General features: G+C 55.4%; 22 protein-coding genes and 1 pseudogene. 17 read left to right on the forward strand and 6 right to left on the reverse strand.

Going from position 1 to position 25,848, the window contains the following annotated elements:
* The first annotated feature begins 12 nt into the window (after window positions 1-12).
* The 3 genes from leuD to V5T82_RS12860 all read left to right on the forward strand — a co-directional run bounded on the left by leuD (window position 13) and on the right by V5T82_RS12860 (window position 4,043).
* Window positions 13-624: a 3-isopropylmalate dehydratase small subunit gene (leuD, locus tag V5T82_RS12850; RefSeq protein WP_332896050.1), complete on the forward strand. Its 612-nt coding sequence runs from the start codon at window positions 13-15 to the stop codon at window positions 622-624.
* Window positions 625-688: 64 nt separating this feature from the next.
* Window positions 689-1,807, forward strand: a complete 1,119-nt coding sequence (gene leuB, locus V5T82_RS12855; protein ID WP_332896051.1) for a 3-isopropylmalate dehydrogenase — start codon at window positions 689-691, stop codon at window positions 1,805-1,807.
* A gap of 1,210 nt (window positions 1,808-3,017) precedes the next feature.
* Window positions 3,018-4,043 (forward strand): aspartate-semialdehyde dehydrogenase, encoded by a 1,026-nt coding sequence (locus V5T82_RS12860; RefSeq protein WP_332896052.1) that lies wholly within the window; start codon window positions 3,018-3,020, stop codon window positions 4,041-4,043.
* 58 nt (window positions 4,044-4,101) lie between these two features.
* Here the strand turns inward: V5T82_RS12860 and V5T82_RS12865 are convergent, their stop codons facing one another.
* Together V5T82_RS12865 and V5T82_RS12870 are read right to left on the reverse strand one after the other, a co-directional pair.
* Entirely contained in the window at window positions 4,102-4,740 is a 639-nt protein-coding gene (locus V5T82_RS12865; RefSeq protein ID WP_332896053.1) for a response regulator, read from the reverse strand.
* Window positions 4,741-4,771: 31 nt separating this feature from the next.
* Entirely contained in the window at window positions 4,772-5,392 is a 621-nt protein-coding gene (locus tag V5T82_RS12870; RefSeq protein ID WP_332896054.1) for a response regulator, read from the reverse strand.
* A gap of 442 nt (window positions 5,393-5,834) precedes the next feature.
* On the opposite strand from V5T82_RS12870, the gene V5T82_RS12875 reads away from it, so the two are divergent.
* From V5T82_RS12875 to V5T82_RS12905, 7 genes are all read left to right on the forward strand, one after another.
* Entirely contained in the window at window positions 5,835-6,728 is an 894-nt protein-coding gene (locus tag V5T82_RS12875; RefSeq protein ID WP_332896055.1) for an HpcH/HpaI aldolase/citrate lyase family protein, read from the forward strand.
* Window positions 6,729-6,745: 17 nt separating this feature from the next.
* Complete coding sequence (locus V5T82_RS12880) at window positions 6,746-7,804, forward strand: MaoC family dehydratase (RefSeq protein WP_332896056.1); 1,059 nt, start codon at window positions 6,746-6,748, stop codon at window positions 7,802-7,804.
* Between the two features lie 108 nt (window positions 7,805-7,912).
* Entirely contained in the window at window positions 7,913-8,308 is a 396-nt protein-coding gene (gene sdhC / locus V5T82_RS12885; protein WP_332896057.1) for a succinate dehydrogenase, cytochrome b556 subunit, read from the forward strand.
* Between the two features lie 15 nt (window positions 8,309-8,323).
* Window positions 8,324-8,728, forward strand: coding sequence for a succinate dehydrogenase, hydrophobic membrane anchor protein (gene sdhD, locus V5T82_RS12890; RefSeq protein ID WP_332896058.1), 405 nt, complete (start codon window positions 8,324-8,326; stop codon window positions 8,726-8,728).
* Between the two features lie 6 nt (window positions 8,729-8,734).
* On the forward strand, window positions 8,735-10,528 hold the full coding sequence (gene sdhA, locus V5T82_RS12895; protein ID WP_332896059.1) for a succinate dehydrogenase flavoprotein subunit: 1,794 nt from the start codon (window positions 8,735-8,737) through the stop codon (window positions 10,526-10,528).
* 21 nt (window positions 10,529-10,549) lie between these two features.
* On the forward strand, window positions 10,550-11,326 hold the full coding sequence (locus tag V5T82_RS12900) for a succinate dehydrogenase iron-sulfur subunit (RefSeq protein ID WP_332896060.1): 777 nt from the start codon (window positions 10,550-10,552) through the stop codon (window positions 11,324-11,326).
* A gap of 73 nt (window positions 11,327-11,399) precedes the next feature.
* Window positions 11,400-11,636 carry a hypothetical protein gene (locus V5T82_RS12905; RefSeq protein WP_332896061.1) on the forward strand — a complete coding sequence of 79 codons (237 nt, stop codon included), beginning with the start codon at window positions 11,400-11,402 and terminating at the stop codon, window positions 11,634-11,636.
* Between the two features lie 96 nt (window positions 11,637-11,732).
* On the opposite strand, the gene V5T82_RS12910 is transcribed toward V5T82_RS12905, so the two are convergent.
* Window positions 11,733-12,749 (reverse strand): amino acid ABC transporter substrate-binding protein, encoded by a 1,017-nt coding sequence (locus tag V5T82_RS12910; RefSeq protein WP_332896062.1) that lies wholly within the window; start codon window positions 12,747-12,749, stop codon window positions 11,733-11,735.
* An 88-nt stretch (window positions 12,750-12,837) separates the two neighbouring features.
* Here V5T82_RS12910 and V5T82_RS12915 point away from each other — a divergent pair, with 88 nt between their 5' ends.
* A complete protein-coding gene (locus V5T82_RS12915) occupies window positions 12,838-15,051 on the forward strand; it encodes an ATP-binding response regulator (protein WP_332896063.1) in 2,214 nt (737 codons plus the stop codon).
* Here V5T82_RS12915 and V5T82_RS12920 read toward each other — a convergent pair.
* Genes V5T82_RS12920 through V5T82_RS12930 form a run of 3 tightly spaced genes read right to left on the reverse strand, consistent with a single transcriptional unit; the run spans window position 15,048 to window position 16,635 of the window.
* A complete protein-coding gene (locus V5T82_RS12920) occupies window positions 15,048-15,368 on the reverse strand; it encodes a hypothetical protein (protein WP_332896064.1) in 321 nt (106 codons plus the stop codon). The two genes, V5T82_RS12915 and V5T82_RS12920, sit on opposite strands and share 4 nt — an antisense overlap.
* A gap of 2 nt (window positions 15,369-15,370) precedes the next feature.
* Entirely contained in the window at window positions 15,371-15,793 is a 423-nt protein-coding gene (locus V5T82_RS12925) for a hypothetical protein (protein WP_332896065.1), read from the reverse strand.
* Window positions 15,793-16,635, reverse strand: coding sequence for a sterol desaturase family protein (locus tag V5T82_RS12930; protein WP_332896066.1), 843 nt, complete (start codon window positions 16,633-16,635; stop codon window positions 15,793-15,795). The genes V5T82_RS12925 and V5T82_RS12930 overlap by 1 nt, the downstream gene beginning before the upstream one ends.
* Window positions 16,636-16,862: 227 nt before the next feature.
* Here V5T82_RS12930 and zapE point away from each other — a divergent pair, with 227 nt between their 5' ends.
* From zapE to odhB, 6 genes and pseudogenes are all read left to right on the forward strand, one after another.
* Window positions 16,863-18,008: a cell division protein ZapE gene (gene zapE, locus V5T82_RS12935; RefSeq protein WP_332896067.1), complete on the forward strand. Its 1,146-nt coding sequence runs from the start codon at window positions 16,863-16,865 to the stop codon at window positions 18,006-18,008.
* 245 nt (window positions 18,009-18,253) lie between these two features.
* Window positions 18,254-19,198: pseudogene (gene mdh, locus V5T82_RS12940) on the forward strand (malate dehydrogenase); the annotation flags it as partial.
* A gap of 161 nt (window positions 19,199-19,359) precedes the next feature.
* Window positions 19,360-20,529: an ADP-forming succinate--CoA ligase subunit beta gene (sucC, locus tag V5T82_RS12945; protein ID WP_332896068.1), complete on the forward strand. Its 1,170-nt coding sequence runs from the start codon at window positions 19,360-19,362 to the stop codon at window positions 20,527-20,529.
* Between the two features lies 1 nt (window position 20,530).
* Window positions 20,531-21,406, forward strand: coding sequence for a succinate--CoA ligase subunit alpha (gene sucD / locus V5T82_RS12950; RefSeq protein ID WP_332896069.1), 876 nt, complete (start codon window positions 20,531-20,533; stop codon window positions 21,404-21,406).
* Window positions 21,407-21,522: 116 nt separating this feature from the next.
* Entirely contained in the window at window positions 21,523-24,483 is a 2,961-nt protein-coding gene (locus V5T82_RS12955) for a 2-oxoglutarate dehydrogenase E1 component (RefSeq protein ID WP_332896070.1), read from the forward strand.
* Between the two features lie 59 nt (window positions 24,484-24,542).
* Complete coding sequence (gene odhB / locus V5T82_RS12960) at window positions 24,543-25,838, forward strand: 2-oxoglutarate dehydrogenase complex dihydrolipoyllysine-residue succinyltransferase (protein ID WP_332896071.1); 1,296 nt, start codon at window positions 24,543-24,545, stop codon at window positions 25,836-25,838.
* The last annotated feature ends 10 nt before the right edge of the window (window positions 25,839-25,848 follow it).

Raw genomic sequence — 25,848 nt, forward strand, 5'->3', positions numbered from 1 at the left:
GGAAACAGACCGATGGAAAAATTCACCAAACTCACCGGTGTTGCCGCCCCGATGCCGATCCGCAACATCGACACCGACATGATCATCCCCAAGCAGTTCTTGAAAACCATCAAGCGCGAAGGTTTGGGTGTGCACCTGTTTGACGAAATGCGTTACCTGGACGACGGGTCTGAAAACCCGGACTTCGTCTTGAACAAAGACGCCTATCGCAAAGCCACCATCATTGTCGCGGGCGACAACTTCGGTTGCGGCTCGTCGCGCGAACACGCGCCGTGGGCGTTGAACGACTTTGGCATCAAAGTCATCATCTCCACCAGTTTTGCCGACATCTTCTACAACAACGCGTTCAAGAACGGCATGCTGCCGATCCGCGTTGACGAAGAAACCCTTGGCAAATTGATGGACGACGCCGAACGCGGCGCCAACGCCACTTTGAGCGTGGACTTGGAAACCCAAACCATCACGGGTCCGGACGGCGGCGAAGTGAAGTTCGACATCGATCCGTTCCGCAAGCACTGCCTGTTGGAAGGTCTGGACGACATTGGTTTGACCAAGCAGAAGTCCGACAAGATCGAAGACTTCGAAGCCAAACGCAAAGCCGACCAACCCTGGTTGTTTCGCTAATCGCACCACATCATTTTTGGGCGGCTCTTTTGGGGTCGCCCCTTTCATTTGAGGAAGAAAAAACGTGTCCAACACCAAAAATATTTTGATGGTCGCCGGCGACGGCATCGGCCCGGAAGTGATGAACGAAGTCAAAAAGGTCATCGACTGGTCCAACGACAAACGCGATACCGGCTTTCAGATCGAAGAAGACCTGGTCGGCGGTGCGTGTTACGACGTGCACAAATGTGCCGTCACCGATGAAACAATTGAAAAAGCCAAAGCCGCCGACGCTGTGATGCTGGGCGCAGTGGGCGGTCCGAAGTGGGACAACGACACAAGCATGGCCCGCGAACACCGTCCCGAAGCCGGTCTGCTGGCTTTGCGCAAAGAGCTCGACCTGTTCGCCAACCTGCGCCCGGCGTTGGTGTTCGACGCGCTGATCGACAGCTCCACCTTGAAGCCCGAGGTCGTGCGCGGTTTGGACATCATGATTGTGCGCGAACTCACCGCCGGTGTGTACTTCGGCGAGCCCCGCGGTGAAGAACTGCGCGACGGTGTGCGTTATGGTTTGGATACGCAAATCTACAACGAAAACGAAATCACCCGCGTGGCCCGTGTGGCGTTTGACTTGGCCAAGAAACGCAACAACAAAGTGACCTCCGTTGAAAAAGCCAACGTGATGGAATCAGGTCTGTTCTGGCGCAAGGTTGTCAAAGAACTGCATGAAGCTGAATTCAGCGATGTCGAGCTTGGCAACATGTACGCCGACAACTGCGCCATGCAGCTGGTGCGCTGGCCGGGCCAATTCGACGTCATCGTCACCGACAACCTGTTCGGCGATCTGCTGTCCGATTGCGCCGCCATGCTCACGGGCTCGCTGGGCATGTTGCCGTCCGCAAGCTTGGGCACCAAAGATCCAAAAACGGGCCGCATCCCGTCCATGTACGAACCGGTCCACGGCTCGGCCCCCGACATCGCGGGCGAAGGCAAAGCCAACCCGCTGGCCATGCTGCTCAGCCACTCCATGATGTTGCGTTACAGCTTCGACATGGGCGATGACGCGGATCAGTTGGACAGCGCGGTGCAAAGCGTGCTGGCCCGAGGCCTGCGCACCGGAGACATCATGACCGACGGCTGCACCCAAATCAGCACATCTGAAATGGGCGATGCGGTGATCGAGGAGCTGGAGAAGCTGAATTAAGCTTTTTCAAAGTTCTGAAAAACAAAGAAAGCCGGGTCTCGAAAGAGGCCCGGCTTTTTGCTGGTCAGGTATTATTTGTGACGGGAGCTATGGGTAAAATCCATCTTTCAACGATCTCGCATTATCTCTGTTCGTAGAGCAGGTTCCCATGCGTCGATCCGGGCTGTATATGGCATTCCCGTCCAGTCGTTGGTTGCTGTAGGTATAATATGTGAAATCGATTACCGTCCAGCCGTCTGCTTCAGTTGAGAGTGTATTGATCAGGAGGTTGTCGGGATTTGGGGCGTGCCCGTCTGAAGAACTATTATTGGTATGGACAATGCGACAAGTCCTTGAAATCACATATTGGGCAAATCGCCCCACGCTTGGGTCCACACCAGGTGCATACCCACTTGTCTGACAGCCCCCAACGGCCAGAGCTAGAAAGACGGGGAAAAATATAAGTTTTGTCGGCATGATTTCCTACTTCCCGTAAGGGGGTATAGTCGCAATAAAGTGCTTTGCGCTGGCTTGACCGTCGTTCCATTCTGCCGTTGAACAGGCCAATTCAGACGTTTTGGTGTTGGCATATATATCGAGACCCTGACTGCGTCGGTATGCCTTGGCCTTGATCCAACCGTCTTGGTCCGGCGCTGAAGCTGTCCAAATCTCAACATCGTTGAGATAATTTTCGATGCTCGTTGCTGCTCTGGGCCCTGCACAGTGCTTTTTAACGAGACTGATGAGCCAAGTGTCATGTGGAGAAGCGGTGTTCGTCGTTTGACAGCCGCTGAGGATAGCGACAGCGCTTAATACAGTGGAGGCAACCCAGATTTTTTTTAATGTCACTAATCAAAATCCTCAATCAAATGTATGCATAGATGAAGCGCGCACAATCATAAAGTCGGAACTGGGTTGAGTAAATGGCTAAAGCATTCCCTTGCCATACCCCTCAAATCCCGCTACAAATCCCCCAAGATTTAAAGCTAAGGACAAGACATGAGCCACGTTTCGGCACATTTTGAGAATTTCTCCGCCACGGCACCTGCCGCTGGCGCGCCCGTGCTTGGGCTGTCCTTTGCAAAAACCACCACCAAAACCACCAAGACTGCTGTTTAGCGGGCTTTCGGTTTTGCTTAGAATGCAACCAGGCCCGCGGACAGCTCCGCGGGCTTCGGTGTATGGGGCCCTTGGAGCACTTCCAAAGGCTCTTACATAGGAGAAGAAGAAAATGGGTTTTAAAGTCGCCGTCGTCGGTGCCACGGGCAATGTGGGCCGCGAAATGATGCAAACGATGGTCGATCGCAACTTTCCGGCCGACGAAGTCGTCGCGCTGGCCAGCCATCGGTCCGTCGGCAAAGAAGTCGCTTATGGCGATGACAAAACGCTGAAATGCGAAGACTTGGCAACGTATGACTTCACCGGAACCGACATCGTGCTGTCCAGCCCGGGCGCTTCGGTGTCTGCCGAGTTTTCCCCCAAAGCTGCGGCTGCGGGGGCTGTGGTCGTGGACAACACGTCGCATTTTCGCATGGACCCGGACGTGCCGCTGGTGGTTCCCGAAGTGAACCCTGAAGCCATCGCGGACTATAAGAAAAAGGGCATCATCGCCAACCCCAACTGCTCCACCATCCAAATGTTGGTGGCGTTGAAGCCGCTGCACGACTTGGGCACGATCATGCGCGTCGTGGTTTCTACGTATCAGTCCGTTTCCGGTGGTGGCAAGTCGGCCATGGACGAGCTGTTCAACCAAACCCGCGGCGTCTATATGAACGAACCGGCGGAGAAGCATCGTGAGAACTTCACCAAGCAAATCGCGTTCAACGTCATCCCGCACATCGACAAATTCATGGACGACGGCCAAACCAAAGAAGAATGGAAAATGGTCGTCGAAACCAAGAAGATTTTGGATCCGAAGATCAAAGTCTGCGCCAACTGCGTGCGCGTCCCGGTGTTTATCGGTCACGCCGAAATGGTCAACGTGGAATTCGAACGCGAAGTGTCCGCCGACCAAGCCCGCGAAGCTTTGAGCGAAGCGCCCGGTTGCGTCGTGGTGGACCACCGCCAAGACGAGGGCTACGTCACCCCGGCAGAGTGCGCGGGCGAAGACGCGGTTTATATCTCGCGCATTCGCGATGACGCCTCAACGGAGAACGCGTTGAACTTCTGGTGCGTGTCCGACAACTTGCGCAAAGGCGCGGCGCTGAACACGGTGCAAATCGCCGAGATTTTAGCGAGTGACTATTTGGGCAAATAAGCCAGATCAGACATGTTAAAAGAAAACGCCCCGGCGCCTGCGTCGGGGCATTTTTGCGTTAGGGCTTGGCCGTTGGCTCTTGCACCTGATCGTCGGGGTGGTCGGAGTCTGGGTTGAACATGGCGTTGATTTGGTCTTGTTCCATAAGCTGTTCGTCGGGGACCGAGATTTCCTGGTTGTCGGCGCGGCGCTCTTGGGCGGTTTGTAGGTCTTGGCGACGACGGTCGGGACCAAAAAAGCCCGGTGCACTGATGTATTGGCGCGGGCGTTCGATCACGGCGCGGATGCGCGAAAACAGGGATCTCGGTGATACGGGTTTGACCAAAAACTCGTTCACGCCGACGTTGCGGGCCTGTTGAATGCGCCAAAATTCCGAGTGCGCCGACACCATGATAATGGGGACGAAGCGGTCTTCACTATCCACTTGATTGCGGACGGTGCGGGTGAATTCGATCCCATCGAAGGGCTGCATTTCCCAATCGAGTAAGATGATATCCGGCGACCATGTCTTCATGATGGAAAGCGCTTCGGCTCCGTCGTTGGCTTCGCGGATTTGACGCACGTCAAAATGCATCAGCACTTCGCGCAAAATCTCGCGCATGAAACTGCTGTCTTCGACCACAAGAAATTGCAGATTATGAAGATAGCCGTGTTCGTCGTCGGATTTGTCTGTTTTGCTTGTAAATACAGGACACATAATCAGGCCATTCGGTTATGTATCTTTGAGTCTAATGCGTTTGTGAATGTATGTCTTCTTCGTTTTCAGAATGATATTTGGCCAAACGGGCCGCACCCGGTTCTGAATTGAAATATGTGTTGATTTCGTCCTGGCTCATGGAGCGATCCGGTGCGATTTCGTTGGGGCCGTGTTCGCGTCGTTCTTCATCGTGGGCGACATCATGACGGCGGCGGTCCGGACCAAAAAATCCCGGTGCAGCCACAAATGGGCGCGGATTTTCGATCACATTTCGAATGCGTGAGAACAGGGAATTGGCCGAAATCGGTTTGACCAGAAATTCCGTCACACCAGCATCGCGCGCGGCGGAAATGCGCCAATACTCTGAATATCCAGAAATCATGATGATGGGCATGTAGGGGGTTTGAATGTCGTCGGACGTGCGCACCATATGCGCAAACTCGATCCCATCGAACGGGGTCATTTCCCAATCCAACAAGACGATGTCGACCGGACAAGATTGCAAGATTTGAAGCGCCTCGGCACCGTCACGGGCTTCTAACACATCGTGTACGCCCAACGCCATGAGAATGCGCCGAATGATCGTGCGCATGAACGTGTTGTCATCAACGATCAGGAACTTGATCTTGGACAGGTAACATTGTTGTCCCATCTCGTCCTCCTCAAGCACAGCTTGCTTTCTTTTAATGGTAACACAAATAAGATTACAACTCAATTTAGCTTGCCCTTATATATGGTTTGCGCGTGAGCGGGTGCGAGAGAAAAGTGTGCAGCTTGAACAATTGGGGATCTATTCCCGAGGGGGCGGCATCTTCGTGCGGTTGGGCCCAGTTGGTTTGCACCGCCGAAAACCGGGCTCAAGGGGCCCGCAAAATACAGTTTTACCGGGCGATTGGGCGGCAATATCAAGATATTGCACTTTTTGCTAATTTAACCAGCAGTTGAAGGTGGTTAGTGGCCTGTCAGTGCGGCATCCTTGCGTTGAAAACCGGGGCTTGCCTTGAGGGCTCAACAAGGGCATATTGCACCCTTCGCAGGTGCACAATAATAATTCGCACCCACAAAAAAATAGATCTATCAGTGGAGGCCTCCCCATGCCGACGACCGCGCGTCCGCGCCGTAGTGTTCTGTATATGCCGGGTTCCAACGCCCGCGCCCTTGAAAAAGGTCGCACGCTTGCGTGTGACGCTCTGATTATGGATTTGGAAGACGCTGTTGCGCCGGACGCCAAAGAGCAGGCCCGCGAACAGATCGTTGCAGCTTTGGGTGAAGGCGGTTACGGACAGCGCGAAATCTTGGTCCGCACCAACGGTTTGGACACACCTTGGGGCTATGACGACATCGTCGCGGCGGCCGCGTCCGGTGCCGACGGCATTTTGCTGCCGAAGGTCGAAGACGCAGGCATGATTCGCCAGGCCGAACGCATCATGGACGCTGCCGGTGCTCCGGCAGAACAAAAAATCTGGTGCATGATGGAAACACCCTTGGGCATTTTGAACGCGCAAGACATTGGCGCCGCTAGCGACCGCGTTGGCGGCTTTGTCATGGGCACGTCGGACTTGGCCAAAGATATGCACGGCCACCACACCCGTGAACGCGTACCGTTCCAGTCTTCTTTGAGCCACTGCGTTTTGGTTGCGCGGGCTTACGGCTTGGCGATTGTGGACGGCGTTCACTTGGACTTGGCCGATGACGAAGGCTTTGCCTATTCCTGTCAGCAAGGCCTGGAAATGGGCTTTGACGGCAAAACCCTGATCCACCCGAAAACCGTCGGCAAAGCCAATGAAGTCTTCGGGCCGAGCGAGAAGGCCGTCGCGTGGTCCAAAACCATCATCGACGCGTTCGAAGCCGCCCAGGCTGAAGGCAAAGGCGTGGTTGTGGTTGACGGCAAATTGGTGGAGAATCTTCACGTTGCCGAAGCCAAACGCTTGGTCGCCCTGTCCGATCTGATTTCACAAATGGAAGCCGACCTGGCGGACGCTGGGTAAGGGAGACACGAAAAAACATGTCCAACAAAATCGGCACCGGAAACTTTTTTGAAGATTTTAAACTCGGCCAGTTGATCGCGCACGCCACGCCGCGCACCGTCACCGAAGGCGATGTGGCGTTGTACTGCGCCCTGTACGGTTCGCGCTTTGCGGTTCAGTCCGGCGACACGTTCGCCATGGACATCGGATACGAAGCCGCGCCTATGGATGACCTGCTGGTTTTTCACGTGGTGTTTGGCAAGTCCGTGCCTGACATTTCGCTCAACGCGGTTGCCAACTTGGGCTACGCCAACGGTCGCATGGTCGCCCCGGTTTATGCAGGCGACACCCTGACGGCGAAATCCGAAGTCATCGGTTTGAAAGAAAACTCCAACGGCAAAACGGGTGTGGTTTACGTGCACACCGTGGGCGAAAACCAAAAAGGCGAAGTGGTTGCCGACTTCGTGCGCTGGGTGATGGTCAACAAAAAAGACCCGTCCAACCCCGCACCTGAAACGGTTGTTCCCGACCTGCCCAAGGCCGTCACCGCCGAACACTTGGCCGCACCGACCGATTTGGACATGAAGGAATACGACTTCACCTTGGCCGGAAGCCCGTTCGTTTGGGAAGACTACGAAGCCGGCGAAAAAATCGATCACGTTGATGGTTTCACCGTCGAAGAAGCCGAACATGCTTTGGCGACACGCCTCTATCAAAACACCGCGCGGGTGCATTTTAACCAGCACACAGAAAAAGATGGCCGCTTTGGCAAGCGGATCGTCTATGGTGGACATGTGATTTCGATTTGCCGGTCCATCACGTTCAACGGATTGGGCAATGCGTTCAAGGTGGCCGCCATCAACGGCGGGCGTCACGTCGCTCCGATCTTTGCGGGTAACACCGTTTATGCGTGGTCGGAAGTTTTGGAAAAAATGGAAGTTCCGGGTCATCCGGGCCTGGGCGCTTTGCGCCTGCGCACGGTGGGTTTGAAAGATCAAAACGCCCAGGGCTTCCCGTACAAAGACGACGAAGGAAAATACGATCCGGCTGTCGTTTTGGATTTTGACTATACTGTTTTGATGCCGCGCCGTGTTTAAGTGGAAAATAGATCGGACACGATCCACTTAGATACTGTGAAGCATTGATATCATACCCGTTGGGGGACGGGTTTCATTGGACCTCTGGAAGGGAGGGGAGCACTGCTCATGCCTGACACGAACAGACCTCTATCACCACATTTGCAGGTTTATCGCCCGCAAATCACATCCGTCCTGTCGATTTTGCACCGGATCACCGGCGTCGCCTTGTCGTTCGCCGCGTTGTTGTTGGCCTATTGGCTGATTTCCGCTGCATACGGCCCCGAAGCCTTTGAACGCGCCCAGGCCTTGCTGGAATCCTGGTTTGGCCGTTTGGTGTTGTTCGGCTTCACGTTTGCGCTGTTTTATCACATGTGCAACGGCATCCGTCACATCGGCTGGGACATGCGTTTGGGTTTCGACCTGCCGACGGTGCGCTTCACCGGCTTGCTGAGCGTGCTGGTTGCTGCTGCGCTGACGATTATCACCTGGCTCATGGCTTACGGCCATGTCGATAAGCTTTAAGGAGGAGCGGATACAATGATTAACACTCCTCAGGAGCAACGCATCTTGCAATCGAAACTGGGCCGCGTGCGTGGTCTGGGTTCCACTAAGGAAGGCGTGCACCACTGGTGGGCACAGCGCATGAGCGCCGTCGCTCTGCTGCCGTTGGCACTGTGGTTCGTCATTTCCGTCATTTCGTTGACCGGTTCGGATTACGCTTCGTTCACCGCGTGGGCGGGCGAGTTTGGCAACTCGGTATTGTTGGTTTTGTTGGTGGTCACCATGTTCCACCACGCGCAATTGGGCCTGCAGGTCGTGATTGAAGACTACATCCATTCCGAAATTTGGAAGGTTGGCCTTTTGCTATTTGTCAAATACGGCGCTGTCGTGTTTGGCTTCGGTGCCATCTTCGCCATTTTCAAAATCTCGATTGCTGGGTAACGCGCTATGACAAAATCTTATCAGATTACTGATCACACATACGATTGCGTCGTCATCGGCGCAGGTGGTGCGGGTCTGCGCGCCACGTTCGGTATGACCCAAGCGGGCCTCAAGACGGCCTGTATCACCAAAGTTTTCCCAACCCGGTCTCACACCGTGGCGGCACAGGGCGGCATAGGCGCTGCGCTGGGCAACATGGACGAAGACAGCTGGCAGTGGCACATGTACGACACGGTCAAAGGGTCCGACTGGTTGGGTGACCAAGACGCCATTGAATATATGTGCCGCAACGCGGTTCCGGCCGTGTACGAGCTGGAGCACTTCGGTGTGCCGTTTTCGCGCACGGAAGAAGGTAAAATCTACCAACGTCCCTTTGGCGGTCACATGAAGAACATGGGCGAAGCCCCGGTGCCGCGCGCCTGCGCAGCCGCCGACCGTACGGGTCACGCCATTCTTCACACGCTCTATCAACAAAGCTTGAAGCACGACGCGGAATTTTTCGTCGAGTTCATCGCCCTTGATCTGATCATGGACGACGAAGGCAACTGCCGCGGTGTGATCGCATGGAACATGGAAGACGGCTCCATCCACCGTTTCCGCGCCCAGCAAACCGTGCTGGCGTCGGGTGGGTATGGCCGGGCTTGGTTCTCTTGCACGTCGGCGCACACCTGCACCGGCGACGGCCACGGCATGGTGGCACGTGCCGGTCTTCCGCTGCAGGACATGGAATTCGTTCAGTTCCACCCGACCGGCATTTACGGCGCGGGTGTGCTGATCACCGAAGGCGCTCGCGGTGAAGGTGGCTACCTCACCAACGCCAACGGTGAACGGTTCATGGAACGTTACGCCCCGACCGCCAAGGACTTGGCATCGCGCGACGTTGTGTCGCGCGCCATGACCATGGAAATCCAAGAAGGCCGCGGTGTGGGCGACGAACAAGACCACATCATGCTGCACTTGGAACACTTAGGTGCCGATACCTTGAACATGCGTCTGCCCGGCATTTCGGAAAGTGCCAAGGTCTTTGCCGGTGTTGATGTGACCCGCGAACCGATCCCCGTGATCCCGACGGTGCACTACAACATGGGCGGCATTCCCACCAACATTTACGGTGAAGTGCTGCGCCCGACCGCAGACGACCCGGATGCGGTTTGCCCCGGCCTGATGGCCATTGGCGAAGCGGCCTGCGTGTCGGTCCATGGTGCGAACCGTTTGGGTACGAACTCTCTGTTGGACATCGTGGTGTTCGGTCGTGCGGCTGCAATCCGCGCGAAAGAAACCTTGAAGCCTGGCGAAGAGCAAAAGCAACTGCCCAAAGACAGCGCCGACAAAGCGCTGGATCGTTTGGACAAGCTGCGTCACGCAGACGGCGCATTGTCGGTTGCCTCTATCCGCGACGACATGCAACGCACTATGCAGCGCAACGCCGCCGTGTTCCGCGAAGCGGGCGTCTTGAACGACGGTCAGAAGAAGATCGACGACATTCGCTCGGGCTTCTCCGAAGTCGACGTGAAGGACCGCTCCATGATCTGGAACTCGGACCTGAACGAAGCGTTGGAACTGGACAACTTGTTGGCTTGTGCGCAAGCCACCGTTCACTCGGCCTTGAACCGCGAAGAAAGCCGTGGCGCACATGCCCGCGACGACTTCCCGGATCGCAATGACGAGACCTGGATGAAGCACACGGTTTCGTGGCTTGATCTGGAACAAAACAAGGTCAAGCTCGACTATCGCCCGGTCCACACCTGGACGCTCACGGACGAAGTCGAATACATCGAACCCAAAGCACGCGTGTACTAAGAGGGGAAGAGGAGAAAGAAAATGGTTGAACTCAGTCTTCCCGCAAACTCGAAAGTCGTTGAAGGCAAGTACGTCAAAGCCCCTGAGGGTGCGACGAACATCCGCAAGTTCAAGGTCTATCGTTATGACCCGGACAGCGGTGAAAATCCGCGTTTGGATACCTTCGAAGTCGATCTCGACAAATGCGGTCCGATGGTTTTGGACGGCTTGGTCAAGATCAAGAACGAGCTGGATTCCACGCTCACCTTCCGCCGGTCTTGCCGCGAAGGTGTGTGTGGCTCGTGCGCGTTTAACATCGACGGCACCAACACGTTGGCGTGCACCAAGCCGATTGCGGACATTCGCGGCGACATCAAAGTCTATCCGCTGCCGCACATGCCGGTGATCAAGGACTTGGTTCCGGATTTGTCTGTGCCTTACGCGCAGTACGCTTCGATCCAACCGTGGATGAAGTCCGACACCCCCGCACCGACGGCGGAACGTCTGCAATCGGTGGAAGAGCGTGAAAAGCTCGACGGGATGTGGGAATGCATCTTGTGTTTTTGCTGCCAAACCAGCTGCCCGAGCTATTGGTGGAACGGTGATCGTTACTTAGGCCCGGCCATCTTGCTGCAAGCCTACCGTTGGATTGCGGACAGCCGCGACGAAGCCAAGGGTGAGCGTCTGGATAACTTGGACGATCCGTTCCGCTTGTATCGCTGCCACACGATCATGAACTGCACCAACACCTGCCCGAAACACTTAAGCCCGGGCAAGGCCATCGGCGAAATCAAACACTTGCTGTTGAAGCGCCGCTAAACCAAAGTTGGTTCAAATCAAAGAACAGGCCGCTCCTTTTGGGGCGGCCTTTTTCTTGTGGATATACTCTGTTTTGATTTTCGCGCTTGCTGGGGCGCGGGCGTACTCCACTGTTCAAAACACACCCAACTCAGTTTTGTTTTCCGTCGCGCGCACGCCGGACCGGGAAGACTTGTTCACGTGGATTGGCACCCTTATCGATTTTGCCGTGCACATTGACCGAAAAAGCCATCGTGCCGACATCCAACTGAACAGCGAAGACGGATTATTTAAAAAAGCGTGGCGTGTCCGTGCACGAAGTCCCCAGTGAAGAAGCCGCGTTTAAACTGCTGAATCTGGGCCGTGTGGATTTGGTTGCGTCCGATAAAAATGCTGCCGAGTATCGCATGGCGGAACTCAACGCCGATTAACGAAAGGGCGGGGCGTACATCAAACCGCCTTTGGTCCACAGGTTGTTCAACCCGCGGCTCAATCCCAGTGGCGTTTGCTCGCCGACATTGCGTTCAAAGATTTCACCATAATTGCCGACGTGTTTGATCACGTTGTAGGCCCAATCTTGGGGCAGACCCAAGGCATCGCCTAACTCAGACGTTTGTCCCGTAAAGCGACGCAACGCGGGGGACGTCGCCGTTTTGGCAGCGTCGATGTTTTTGGAATTCAAGCCCAGTTCTTCGGCTTCGACAGTGGCGAGCAACGACCATTTGACGATGTCGAACCACTGTGGGTCGTCGTTGCGCACGACCGCGCCCAAAGGCTCTTTGGAAATGGTGTCGGGTAAAATGCGGATGCGTTCGGGCAGGGGTGCATCACTGGCGCGGATGGAGGCCAAGCCAGAGCGATCATCGGTATAGGCGTCGCATTTGCGGGTGAAGAAGTTGTTTTTCAAAATGTCTTCGTTGGAGCCCAGCTCAACCGTCCACGGTTTTTTGTGAAGCTTGATGTAGTCTTCAAGGTTCTTATGCGTCGTGGTGTCGGCGTTCACGCAGATGTTTGCAGGGCCCAGGTCCGCCAAAGTGGTGACCCCACTGTCGGCGTGCACCATAAAGCCTTGCCCGTCATACATGTTGACGCCGGCAAAGTCCAAGCCTGTGCCGGCGTCTCGCATCAATGTCCATGTGGTGGTGCGATACAAAACGTCGTATTCGCCAGCGGACAAAAGCGTGAGGCGCTTTTCATTGCTGACCACACTAAAATCCACGCGGTCGGGATCGCCAAACAAAGCCGACGCGACAACGCGGCAGAAATCGATGTCGAAACCTTCAACCCGCCCATTGGTGTTGTGGAACGTAAAGCCCAAGTGGGTGGTTTCGCCGATGCCACACCGCACGTACCCTCGCTCAAGGGTTGACTGGAGCGTGATGCCCGCATTTACTGTGGTTGTGCTGGCAAGCAGAAAGCCAAAAAACAAGTAAATTAAGCGCATTAGACAATTCCATTCGGCCTAGTCAAAGATACAATATCCCTTAACATATAACCCGGTTGATTCACCATATTTTTTAGGCTGGCACACCATGCAGCTTCAAGACAGCGCACACAAAGAAAAGGCCCAGGGGCGTTTTCGCTTCTCTTCCCAACTCTATGCGCTGTTTGTGATTTCCGTCACCATTATTGCAGCAGGGTTGGTGTTTGCCTTGGCGACCTTGACGGTGGTGCGCCAAGATCTCAACGAAATCAGCACGTCTCACTTGGAACTGATTTCGCGCGCTTTGGAACTTGCGGAAAGAACCGGAACGTTGAGCGCCATGACCTCTTCGTTGGTCGGCGCAAAGTCTATTGCCTCTCACGAATCCGCGTATCGTGCTGTGCGCGACCGGACCGAGCAGTTGAATACGGACATTGACCAGTTGGAAGGTATGGACGTTGACCACGAACTTTGGGCAACCTTGAACGTAACGGTGGTCGAATTTTCGGTACTGGCGGCGCAGATTGGCGAGAACTCATCCCAGCGAACCCAGGTGCGTGATGAGCTCACTCATCAGCTCCAAGAATTAGAAGCAATTTTGCGCAGGCCCGGACAACACAGGTTGACCCAGGACGACCATCGGGCGGTGACCTTGATCCAACTGTTGTTCGCGGCGCAAACGCAAAATGCCTATCACCGTTGGGAACGGAACCTAAGCCCCTTGCTGAGCGGGCTCTTGGATACCTCACCGATCAAAGAGTTTGCCCAACCCGAAGCGCTGTCGTTGCGGTCGCAAGAACTGCGTTTAGACGCCGTTTTGGATGGTCAAATTGCCCATTTTAAACGCCTTGCGGATCGCATGATCTATATCGCCAATGAAATCTATTTCCAGTCGCGCAACAAAGCCTTGGAGATTTCTCATCAAACCAACGACATTTTGGCGTGGCGTATGCCGCTGTTGATCGGGACTTTGATGCTGACGGCCTTGGTGGTTTTGTTGACCTGGATGTTCATCCACACCCGCTTGGTCAAGCCGCTCAACAAACTTTATGACGAAGTCCAGGCCCATGCCGCAGGCGATCACACGGATTTCGACGTGCACGGCCCGTTGGAAATCAAACGCGTCGCACAAATGTTGGACGCCAGCACCAAGGACGCGAAAAAGCGTGAAGCCGATGTGCTGTCGGCCTTGAGCGAAGCGAAGCTGGCCAACCAGTCCAAAAGCCAGTTCTTGGCTGCGGCTAGCCACGACCTGCGCCAGCCGCTTCAGGCGATTAAGTTGTTTTGTGAAGTGTTGCGTTCAGGGCTGGCCAGCAAAGCACTGGACAGTGCGGAGAAGAACCTGTTCTTTCTCGACAACATCGAACAGGCCATCGGTGGGTTGGGTGAATTGTTGAATGCGTTGCTGGACATGTCCAAGCTGGAAGCCAACATCGTGAAAAAAGATATTTCGGTGTTTGCCATTGATGACGTGTTGTTGCATGTGACGAAAACGTATTCGACCTTTGCCGGTGATCGTGGGGTGAAGCTAACCGTTGTGCCAAGCTCGTACCATGTGAAGAGCGACCCCATTTTGTTGAAACAAATCGTTGATAACCTGGTTTCAAACGCGGTGCGCTATTCGGAAGGCGGGCGCGTGGTCGTGGGGTGTCGCAAACACGAGAATATGCTGCGCCTGGAAGTTTGCGACAATGGGGTGGGCATCCCCCGGGATGAACAGGAACGCATTTTCGACGATTTCTACCAATTGAACAACCCAGGACGTCAGCGCGCCAAGGGCTTGGGGCTTGGGCTGTCCATCGTGCGCCGGACGGCGGAAATTTTAGAGCATCCGATTTCTTTGACGTCGACGCCCGATGCGGGCTCGATCTTTTCGTTGCTCATTCCTTTGGATGCAGACCCGAAATCTTTGGTGTTGAGGCCGAAGCTGAAACTCGACGACACCAAGCCCAGCCTCAACGGCCTTGTGTGGCTTGCCGAAGATGATGCAGCTGTGCGCAGTGCCATGAAGTTGTTGTTGAACAGTTGGGGTGTGCGCGTGATCGCCATGAGCTCTGCGCACGAAACCATGCTGCTCGCCATCAAAACGCAGAAACTTCCGGATTTGTTGTTGTTCGATTACCAGTTGGACGAAAAAATGAACGGGTTGGAGCTGTTTCAAACCTGCACGGCACAGTGGGGGAAAGAGGTGCCGTGCATCATTCTGTCCGGCAATACGCTTCCCGCAGATTTGGATAAGATTTCCCAATCCAAAGTGGACTTATTGACCAAGCCCGTTTCTGCCCAAGAGCTTTTGGCAAAAATTCAGCCGATTCTGAGCTAACCCGAAACCTGCGCTGCAAACCAAATGATCGCCCAAAAGGCCGGGATCAGCGGATAATACTTCGCCCCGTCTGCGTCTCCGCGATTGATTTTGGTAAACGCCATGACATTGCAAAAAATCCACACCAGCGGTGAAGCCATGCCCCAATAGGTGAGAATTTGTGCGAACGTTTCCCCGCCTTGTTCTTGGCCCATGGTGATGCCGCTGAAGGCCATCAAGGTCATCCAGATGGTCGACATCAACGTGGCGAAGCCGAAGATGGAGACCATCATGCGTTGGGCTTTGATGATCTCTTCGGGGCTGCGATTGTCTTCCATAGCTAGTCCTTTACGCGTTTTTCAATGGTGACTTTCGACATAACTTTAAGCGCGGACAAATCCTGTGCGCCGTCTTCGGTAAGCATGTGAAAGGTGTTTTCTTCAAATCGTATGGGAAAGGTCACAAACACGTAACCCGCACCCGTGTCCAAGGCTTCTGTTAAAGCTTTTTCAGGGACATGTTGTGCCAGTGTTGTTTGGCTTTGCATCAAAAACCAACTGAGCAGCTCTTCGGTGGAAAAACCGTCGCCCGAGGCATTTTGGATGAAAATCTCAGCGTGCTCGCGGTCTTGCTCAAACTGCGCCACCACTTGGTCGGCCAGACGCAACTGTCGGCCTTTGGGGTGGTGAAAGTCCAAATCCAGGCCGATGTGTTGAACGTCGAAATTAAACTCAGCGCTTTCGCGTCCGGCTTTCATCACCATCAGTCCCAATCCCTTCGGTTAATGGCGTACTCGCCTTTGGCATCGCGCAACGGTTGGATCAGCATTTGATCCAAACGTTCATCTTTTTCCTCGCGAAACATATCCAAGCCAATCTGCATGCCTTCGTGGCCCAATTCCGGCTGGGCCGTGTAGGTGGCGAAGACGCGATCCCACACAGACAGGTTGAAGCCGAAGTTGGAATTGCATTCGCGCGGTATGGCCGAATGGTGCACCCGGTGCATGTCCGGTGTCACCACCAACAGGCGCAAAACCGCATCCAACCCCAGCGGCAATTTAAAGTTCGCATGATTGAACATGGCCATGGCGTTCAAGATGACTTCGAAAACCAGCACGGCCACCGGGCTTGCGCCCAACAGGGCGATGACACAGAACTTAATGCCAAACGACAGCAAAATCTCAACCGGGTGAAACCGCGCCCCGGTGGTGACGTCGTAATCCAAGTCCGTATGGTGCATGCGGTGCAAGCGCCACAGCATGGGGATCGCATGAACCATGACGTGTTGCAGCCAGATGAAAAAATCCAGCAAGACCACGGCCAAGGCCAATTCCAGCCAGCCGTTCCAGTCTAAAATATTCAAAACACCCCAGCCGTTTTCAGCACACACAAAGGCAAACGCCACCGGGGCCATGGGGAAAATCACCCGTGCGATGGCGGTGTTGAGCGCAACGATGCCGAGGTTAGAAAACCACCGCAGCCCCTTAGACACCGTCAATTCGCGACGCGGCGCCAACAGCTCCAACGCCGCCATGACGGCGAAGATGCCGAAAAAGGCCGATAGACGGACGGCTGGCTCGTGGGCCAAAAGACTTTCACCGATCACGGTGTACCCCCATGTGCTCTAGGATTCTTGACAGTCTGCCTGCTTCTCAGGGCCCGGGCAAGCGACGGATGCGCCCCTGTGTTCGTGCCACGTCACAAAAGAGTTACATATTGAAGCGATTTCTAATATTAGAGGCTTAAAGTACAGTAAAAACAGTTATTTACACGGGGGGTTCGAATGCCTACGTTATGCATTGTGCAGATGCGAAATGAGGGTAACGATAACCGATGTCCGACGTTGGGGATTTGGTCCCGGCAGGTCCGCTTTTCGAATACCGCGCCCGGATTGCTTCAAAGGAATTGAAGCACGATCCGGCGCAAGCCCTTGCCGTTGAAAAACTCCAAAGCCTGTTCAAAGCGCTCCAAGCTTATCAGCGCCAATCCGGCCAGATGGGCTGGAAGGAACGATTCGGTCTGGGACGCAGGCGCGAAGACCCGCCCCAGGGCCTCTATTTTTATGGCGGCGTGGGCCGGGGCAAATCCATGCTGATGGATATGTTTTACGAAGACGCTCCCGTGAAGCGCAAACGCCGGGTGCACTTCCATGCCTTCATGCAGCAAGTCCACATCCGCCTCAATGAATACCGAAAATTCAAAGGTCGTGAAGCGGACCCCATTCCCCCCATTGCCGAACAACTCGCCAATGAAGCGACGCTGCTCTGCTTTGATGAATTCCAAGTCACCGACATTGCCGATGCGATGATCTTGTCGCGCCTGTTCGAAGTTTTGTTCGAAGAAGGTGTGGTCGTGGTCTCGACCTCGAACCGCCCGCCGCAAGACTTGTACAAGGACGGCCTGCAGCGCGAAAAGTTCTTGCCGTTCATCGACTTGATCGAAGACAAAATGGACGTGCTGCAACTGGATGGCCGCACCGATTACCGTCTTGAGCACCTCAAACAGTTGGAAGTGTTCCTCTATCCCGACGACGAAGCCGCGCGCCAAAAGTTGGACGAGGCGTTCGAAACGCTGACCCACGGTGCGCGCCCGCACGCCGCCTCCATCCCGGTGCAAGGCCGCGACGTGGCTGTGCCCAAGGCTGCGCAAGGTGTGGCCATGGTCGCGTTCGAAGACATCTGCGGACGGCCCTTGGGCCCGGCGGACTATCTGGAACTGTCCCGGCGATTTCACACCATCATCATTCCGTCCATCCCCGAAATGGGACCGGACAACAAAGATGTGGCGCGGCGTTTCGTGACGCTGATCGACGCCATGTACGAAGGCCACGTCAAGCTGATTTGCTCAGCAGACGTGGGGCCCATGGACCTCTACAACGAAGGCGAGGGGTCCTTTGAGTTCGAGAGAACCGCATCCCGCCTTGTGGAGATGCAATCGGAGTCTTACATGCAACGACAACACGCGAAACGCGTTGGTTGAGGGGGGAATAGGCCGAGAAAAACGACATGAATGTGTGATTTGAAATGAATCCCACCCCTTTGGGCAGTTTTGCCTTGTTTGGGAGGTCAAATTGCGCTACGAAACTGGCAGATTTTTGTGCGCCGCAACATGCGCGCACGCTCCGCCGGGGCCGGGTAGGGTCCTGGTGGGTTTAGTTAAACACTCACAGGGCGTTCTTTTATTGAATTCTACGAACGCTCAAAGACAGGGATAGGGTTATTCCAATGGCACGCAACAAAATTGCACTCATCGGCGCTGGTAATATTGGCGGCACGCTGGCTCACTTGGCCGCGACAAAAGATCTTGGCGACATCGTGATGTTCGACATCATGGACGGTGTTCCCCAAGGTAAATCTTTGGACATCGCACAGTCTGGCCCGATTGAAGGCTTTAACGCATCTCTCAAAGGCACCAAAAGCTACGCTGGCATCAAAGGTGCTGACGTGGTCATCGTCACCGCAGGCGTTGCACGCAAGCCCGGCATGAGCCGCGACGACTTGCTGTCCATCAACGTCAGCGTCATGAAGCAAGTCGGCGAAGGCATCAAAAAATACGCACCGAAAGCGTTCGTGATCTGCATCACCAACCCGCTGGACGCCATGGTTTGGGCGCTGCGCGAAGCTTCCGGCCTGCCGCACCACATGGTCGTCGGCATGGCTGGCGTTTTGGACGGCGGTCGCATGCGTTTGTTCTTGGCTGAAGAGTTCGGTGTTTCCGTTGAAGACGTTTCCGCATTCGTTCTGGGCGGTCACGGCGACACCATGGTTCCGCTGCCCCGCTACTCTACCGTTGGCGGCATCCCGGTGACCGACTTGATCGACATGAAATGGACCACCCAAAAACGCATCGACGAAATCGTTCAGCGTACCCGCGATGGCGGTGCTGAAATCGTTGGTTTGTTAAAAACCGGTTCGGCTTACTACGCTCCGGCGGCTGCAGGCATTCAAATGGCTGAAGCTTACCTGAAAGACAAAAAAGCCGTTCTGCCGTGCGCTGCATTCTTGAAAGGCCAGTATGGCGTCAAAAACATGTACGTCGGCGTTCCGGTTGTGATTGGTGCCAAAGGTGTCGAAAAAATCATCGAAATTAAATTGGACCGCACCGAAAAAGCGCTCTTCAACAAATCTGTGAAGTCTGTGTTTGGTCTGGTCGATACCATCAAGAAGCTTGGTGCTAAAGACAAAGCAGCTGCGAAAAAAGCGCCTGCTAAGAAAAAAGCTGCGGCTAAGAAAAAGGCTCCTGCAAAAAAGAAAGCCCCTGCTAAGAAAAAAGCTGCGACCAAGAAATAATAACCGAGGGCAGACCCCTTAAGGTCTGAGAGGAAAGTCAAATGAACATTCACGAGTATCAGGCTAAACAGCTGCTCGCCAAATTTGGCGTCGCTGTGCCGAACGGCAAGGTGGCTTACACCGCGCCCGAGGCTGAAGCCGTTGCCAAAGAACTGGAAGGTCCGGTGTACGTCGTCAAAGCCCAGATCCACGCAGGTGGACGCGGCAAAGGCGGCGGCGTCAAAGTGGTGAAATCCATCGAAGACGTCCGCGACACCGCAAACGACATGCTGGGCATGCAACTGGTCACCCATCAAACGGGTCCGGAAGGCAAAGAAGTCAAGCGCGTCTACATCGAAGAAGGCTGCGACATCGCCCGGGAACTGTACCTCAGCTACCTGATTGATCGCGCAACGTCTCGCGTGACCATCATGGCGTCCACCGAGGGCGGCATGGACATCGAAGAAGTCGCCGAAAAAACGCCTGAAAAAATCGTCACCGTCACCATTGATCCGGCGACCGGCATGCTGCCGTTCCACGCCCGTCAAGTGGCGTTCGCCCTGGGCCTTGAAGGCAAGCAGGTCGGCGCGGGTGTGAAGTTGATGTTGGGCATGTACAAAGCGTTCAACGATCTCGATGCTTCGATGATGGAAATCAACCCGCTGGTCGTCACCGGCGAAGGCGCTGTCATGGCGCTGGACGCCAAGATGAACTTCGACGACAACGCTCTGTTCCGTCAAAAAGACGTGGCTGAACTGCGCGACGAAGACGAAGAAGATCCGGCTGAGCTGGAAGCGGCACGCCACGACCTGAACTACATTAAGTTGGACGGCAACATCGGTTGTATGGTCAACGGTGCAGGTTTGGCTATGGCCACCATGGACATCATCAAGCTGTTCGGCGGCGATCCGGCGAACTTCTTGGACGTTGGAGGCGGGGCCACCAAAGAACGCGTCACCACAGCGTTCAAACTGATCCTGTCCGACAGCAACGTCGAAGGCATCTTGGTCAACATCTTCGGCGGCATCATGCGCTGCGACGTCATCGCCGAAGGCGTTGTCGCAGCGGCTCGCGAAGTCAGCCTGAACGTTCCGCTGGTGGTTCGCCTCGAAGGCACCAACGTGGAGCTGGGCAAGAAGATCTTGGAAGAATCGGGTCTGCCGATCGTTTCCGCAGACGACTTGTCCGACGCTGCCGAGAAAATTGTCAAAGCCGTGAAGGAGGCCGCGTAAGATGTCTGTACTCGTAGGTAAAGATACCAAGGTCATCTGTCAGGGCTTCACCGGCGCGCAGGGCACCTTCCACTCCGAACAAGCCATTGCTTATGGCACCAACATGGTCGGTGGCGTTACGCCGGGCAAAGGTGGCACTAAGCACTTGGACCTTCCGGTTTACGACACCGTTGCTGACGCTGTCGATCAAACCGGCGCCAATGCTTCCGTGATTTATGTGCCGCCGCCGTTCGCTGCGGACGCCATCTTGGAAGCCATCGACGCCGAAGTCGAACTGGCTGTTTGCATCACCGAAGGCATTCCCGTTGTGGACATGGTCCGCGTCAAGCGTGCGTTGGAAAATTCCAACACCCGTTTGGTCGGCCCGAACTGTCCGGGCGTCATCACGCCGGGTGAATGCAAAATCGGCATCATGCCGGGTCACATTCACACCCGTGGCACCGTCGGCATCGTATCGCGTTCCGGTACGTTGACGTACGAAGCTGTGGGTCAAACCACCGCAGCCGGTTTGGGTCAAACGACCTGCATCGGTATCGGCGGCGATCCGGTCAATGGCACCAACTTCATCGACTGCTTGGACATGTTCTTAGGTGACGACGAAACCGAAAGCATCATCATGATCGGTGAAATCGGCGGCTCTGCTGAAGAAGAAGCGGCAGAGTTCTTGAAACAGTCCAAAACCAAAAAACCTGTGGTCGGCTTCATCGCCGGCGTTACGGCACCTCCGGGACGCCGCATGGGTCACGCGGGTGCGATCATCGCGGGCGGCAAAGGAACCGCAGGCGATAAGATCGAAGCCATGAAGAGCGCCGGAATTTCCGTCGCAGACTCACCGGCGACGCTCGGTAAAACAATGCTGGATGTCCTGAAGGGCTAGAGCATTCGGTTTCGCCCGGCAAGTTGAGGTAGCTTGCCGGGCGAAATTTTCTGGGGACTTACAATCAGAGGCGGGACGATCTGGCCCTAAGACCGGGCGGCCCGAAAATAGGGATCATGGCATCCGCGGATACATTTCTTTCAGGCGCTAACGCGCAATACGTAGCCGAGCTCTATGCCCGGTTTACGGAGAATCCCAAAACGGTCGATCAGACCTGGCAGGATTATTTCTCCGCCTTGGATGACGAAGAACGTGAAATTCTCGTCGATCTCACAGGCGCTTCCTGGTCACCGAGCGACACAGGCGTCGTTGGCCAGTTCAGTTCTAGCGGCTTGCTTGAAGCCGAAGCCGGACCGAAATCCGAACAAGCGCACATGGCGCAAAACGTGGCATACATGCCGCAAATGGTCGGAGCCGCCGCACCCAATGCAGACACCATTCGTGCAGCAACGAAGGACACCATTCGTGCCTTGATGTTGATCCGCACATATCGTGTGCGCGGTCACTTGATTGCGAACTTCGACCCGTTGGGTTTGGAAGGGCGCACCCAGCACCCCGAGCTTGATTACCGCACGTATGGTTTTACCGACGCCGATCTGGATCGTCCGATCTTCATCGACAACGTGTTGGGCCTGGAAACGGCAACGCTGCGCGAAATCTTGCAGGTGTTGAAAGACACCTACTGTTCGTCCGTCGGCGTGGAATTCATGCACATCCAGGAACCGGATGAAAAAGCCTGGATCCAGCGCCGTATCGAAGGTATCCGCAACCAGACCGACTTCACGCTCAAAGGCAAGCGCGCCATCTTGGAACGCTTGGTGGAATCGGAAGGTTTCGAGAAATTCCTGGACGTGAAGTTCAAAGGCACCAAACGTTTCAGTTTGGACGGTGGCGAAAGTGTGATCCCCGCCATTGAACAAATCATCAAGCGCGGCGGCCAGTTGGGCATTAAGTCGGTTATCATGGGCATGGCCCACCGGGGCCGCTTGAACGTCTTGGCTTCGGTCATGCGCAAACCCTACATGTCGATCTTCGCCGAGTTTTTGGGCAAGTCGGTCGTGCCAGACGAACTCGACGTGTCCGGCGACGTGAAGTATCACTTGGGCGCATCGGCTGACCGTGTGTTTGACGGTGAGAGCATTCACTTGTCTCTGACAGCCAACCCGTCTCACTTGGAATGCGTCAACCCGGTTGTTTTGGGGAAGGTGCGCGCCAAGCAGCGTCAAAAGGGTGACACTAAACGTGACCAAGTCATGGGCATCTTGCTGCACGGTGACGCCGCGTTTGCAGGCCAAGGGTTGGTTCCGGAAACGCTGGATCTGTCGCAGCTTCGCGGCTATGAGACCGGCGGCACGGTGCACATCATCATCAACAACCAAATCGGCTTTACGACGCACCCGTCGTATTCGCGGTCCTCGCCTTATCCGTCGGATGTGGCGAAGATGATCCAAGCACCGATTTTCCACGTCAACGGCGACGACCCCGAAGCCGTGGTTCACGTATCACGCATCGCCGCTGAGTTCCGTCAGGAATTTAAAAAGGATGTGGTCATCGACATGTTCTGTTATCGCCGCCACGGCCATAACGAAGGTGACGAGCCCATGTTCACCAACCCGGTGATGTACAAGACCATCGCCAACCATCCGACCACGCGCGAAATCTATGCGCAGAAGTTGGTGGGCGAAGGTGTCATTACCGAAGCCGAATCCGATCGGATGACAGGTGATTTTGCCGGGTTCTTGGAAAAAGAACGCCAATCGGCAGCCGGTTACAAACCGAACAAAGCCGATTGGTTGGAAGGCAAATGGGCTGGGCTGTTCTATCTGGAAGGTCCGGAAGAAATGCGCGACGACGACACGTCGTGTGAAATGGAGTTGCTGCGCGAAGTCGGCCACGCCATTTCCGAACCGCCGGAACTGTTCCACACCAACACCAAAATTTTGCGCCAGTTCAAAGCCAAGCGCAAAATGATCGAAACCCAAGAAGGCGTCGATTGGGCCACGGCGGAAGCTTTGGCTTACGGCACACTTTTGGTGCAAGGTCACGGTGTGCGTTTGTCGGGTCAGGATTCCGGTCGTGGTACGTTCTCGCATCGTCACTCGGTCTTGGTGGATCAAGAAAACGAAGAGCGCTACATCCCGCTCAACAACATTCGCCCGGGCGACCAGGCGCACTACGAAGTCATCGACAGCCCGTTGTCAGAGGCCGGCGTGTTGGGCTTTGAATACGGCTACTCCCTGTCCGATCCGCACTGCCTGACCATTTGGGAAGCTCAGTTCGGCGATTTCGCCAACGGTGCACAGGTCATCATCGACCAATTCGTGTCATCCGGTGAAACCAAGTGGCTGCGTATGTCGGGCTTGGTGATGTTGCTGCCCCACGGCTATGAAGGCCAGGGGCCGGAACACTCTTCCGCACGGTTGGAGCGTTACCTGCAATTGTCTGCCGAAGACAACTGGCAAGTGGTCAACGTCACGACGCCTGCGCAGTTCTTCCACGTCATGCGCCGTCAGCTGTGCCGCAACTTGCGCAAACCGCTGATCGTCATGTCGCCGAAGTCTTTGCTGCGTCACAAGTTGGTGACGTCCAACTTGGGCGAAATGGGTCCGGGCACGCGTTTCCGCCGCGTTTTGCCGGAACACGACAACTTGGTCTTGGACAAAGAGGTCCGGCGTGTCGTGGTCTGCTCCGGCAAGGTTTATTACGATCTGTTGGAAGAACGCCGCAAGCGTGAGATCAAAGACGTCGCCATTGTGCGTTTGGAACAAATCTATCCGTTCCCGTGGAAAGGTCTCATGCAACAACTTGGCCGTTATCCGCACGCCGACGTGGTTTGGTGTCAGGAAGAACCGGCCAACATGGGTGCATGGTTCTTTGTCGGTCAACGGCTCGACACCATCTTGCGCGATTTGAACAACGATCACTTGGTCACCAACTATGTTGGTCGCCGTGGTGCTGCGAGCCCGGCGACGGGTCTCAATTCGCGCCACCACGAAGAGCAGAAATGGATCGTGGACCAAGCCTTGTCTGGAAACCTGGAAGACTTGGTGCAGCCGCACCAACGTCCCCAATACTAAGTTAACGAACGAATTTTAGATGCCCGAAAAGGGCAGTATGGAAGTGAGAGGTCAAAAAAATGGCTACCGATATTAAAGTGCCTGTTCTGGGGGAATCGGTCACTGAAGCAACGGTCGCAAAATGGTTTAAACAACCGGGCGAAGCCGTGGCGCAAGACGAACCCATTGTCGAGTTGGAAACCGATAAAGTCACGGTCGAGGTTCCGGCCCCGGCTGCTGGCACGCTCAGCAACGTCGCCGCCCCTGAAGGCACCGATGTTGAGCTCGACACAATCTTAGGCACCATTGATGAAAGCGGCGCAGCGGCTGCTCCGGCGGCTCCGGCCCCTGCGGCTGAAGCTCCGGCACCTGCTGCAGCTCCGGCACCTGCAGCTGCACCTGCTGCGGCCAGCACGTCGGCTGCGGATCAGCTGTCCCCGGCGGTGCAAAAGCTGATCACCGAAAACAACATCAACCCGTCGGCCATTCGCGGCACCGGCAAAGATGGCCGCATCGTCAAAGGCGACGTGTTGGCGCATTTGGAAACGGCCAAGGCTGCTCCGGCACCCGCAGCTGTCTCGGCTCCGGCACAAAGCCCGTCTGAAGCTGCAGCCAATGCTTCGGCCAGCGTCGCAGCACCAAGCCCGGCACAGTATCCGCCGCGCCCGGTCGGCCCGCGCGAAGAACGCGTGCCCATGACACGTCTGCGTCGCCGCATTGCCGAACGCTTGAAAGAAGCGCAAAACACGGCGGCCATGCTGACCACGTTCAACGAAGTCGACATGACCAACGTGATGGAATGCCGCAATCGTTTGAAAGACGACTTCTTGAAGAAACACGGCGTCAAGCTGGGCTTCATGTCGTTCTTCACCAAAGCGTGCGTTACCGCACTGCGTGAGTTGCCGGCGATCAACGCTGAGATCAACGGCGACGACATCATCTACAAAAACCACTATGACGTCGGCATCGCTGTCGGCACCGAAAACGGTCTGGTGGTTCCGGTGGTTCGCGACTGTGACACGTTGGGTTTTGCCGGCATCGAACAGTCCATCACCGATTATGGCACGCGTGCCCGTGAAGGCCGTTTGACCATGGACGAAATGGCGGGCGGTACGTTCACCATCACCAACGGCGGCATCTTCGGTTCGTTGTTGTCCACGCCGATCTTGAACCCGCCGCAATCGGGCATCTTGGGCATGCACAAAATTCAGCAACGCCCCATGGTCATGGCAGACGGTTCTATCGAAGCTCGTCCGATGATGTACTTGGCGCTGTCTTACGATCACCGCATCGTTGACGGTCGCGAAGCAGTGACCTTCCTGGTGCGCGTTAAAGAGTGCTTGGAAGATCCCGAACGCATCCTGTTGGACGCTTAAGAGAAAAGGT

Origin of the sequence: Magnetovibrio sp. PR-2, from assembly GCF_036689815.1 — a bacterium.
In the GTDB taxonomy this organism is placed as follows: domain Bacteria; phylum Pseudomonadota; class Alphaproteobacteria; order Rhodospirillales; family Magnetovibrionaceae; genus Magnetovibrio.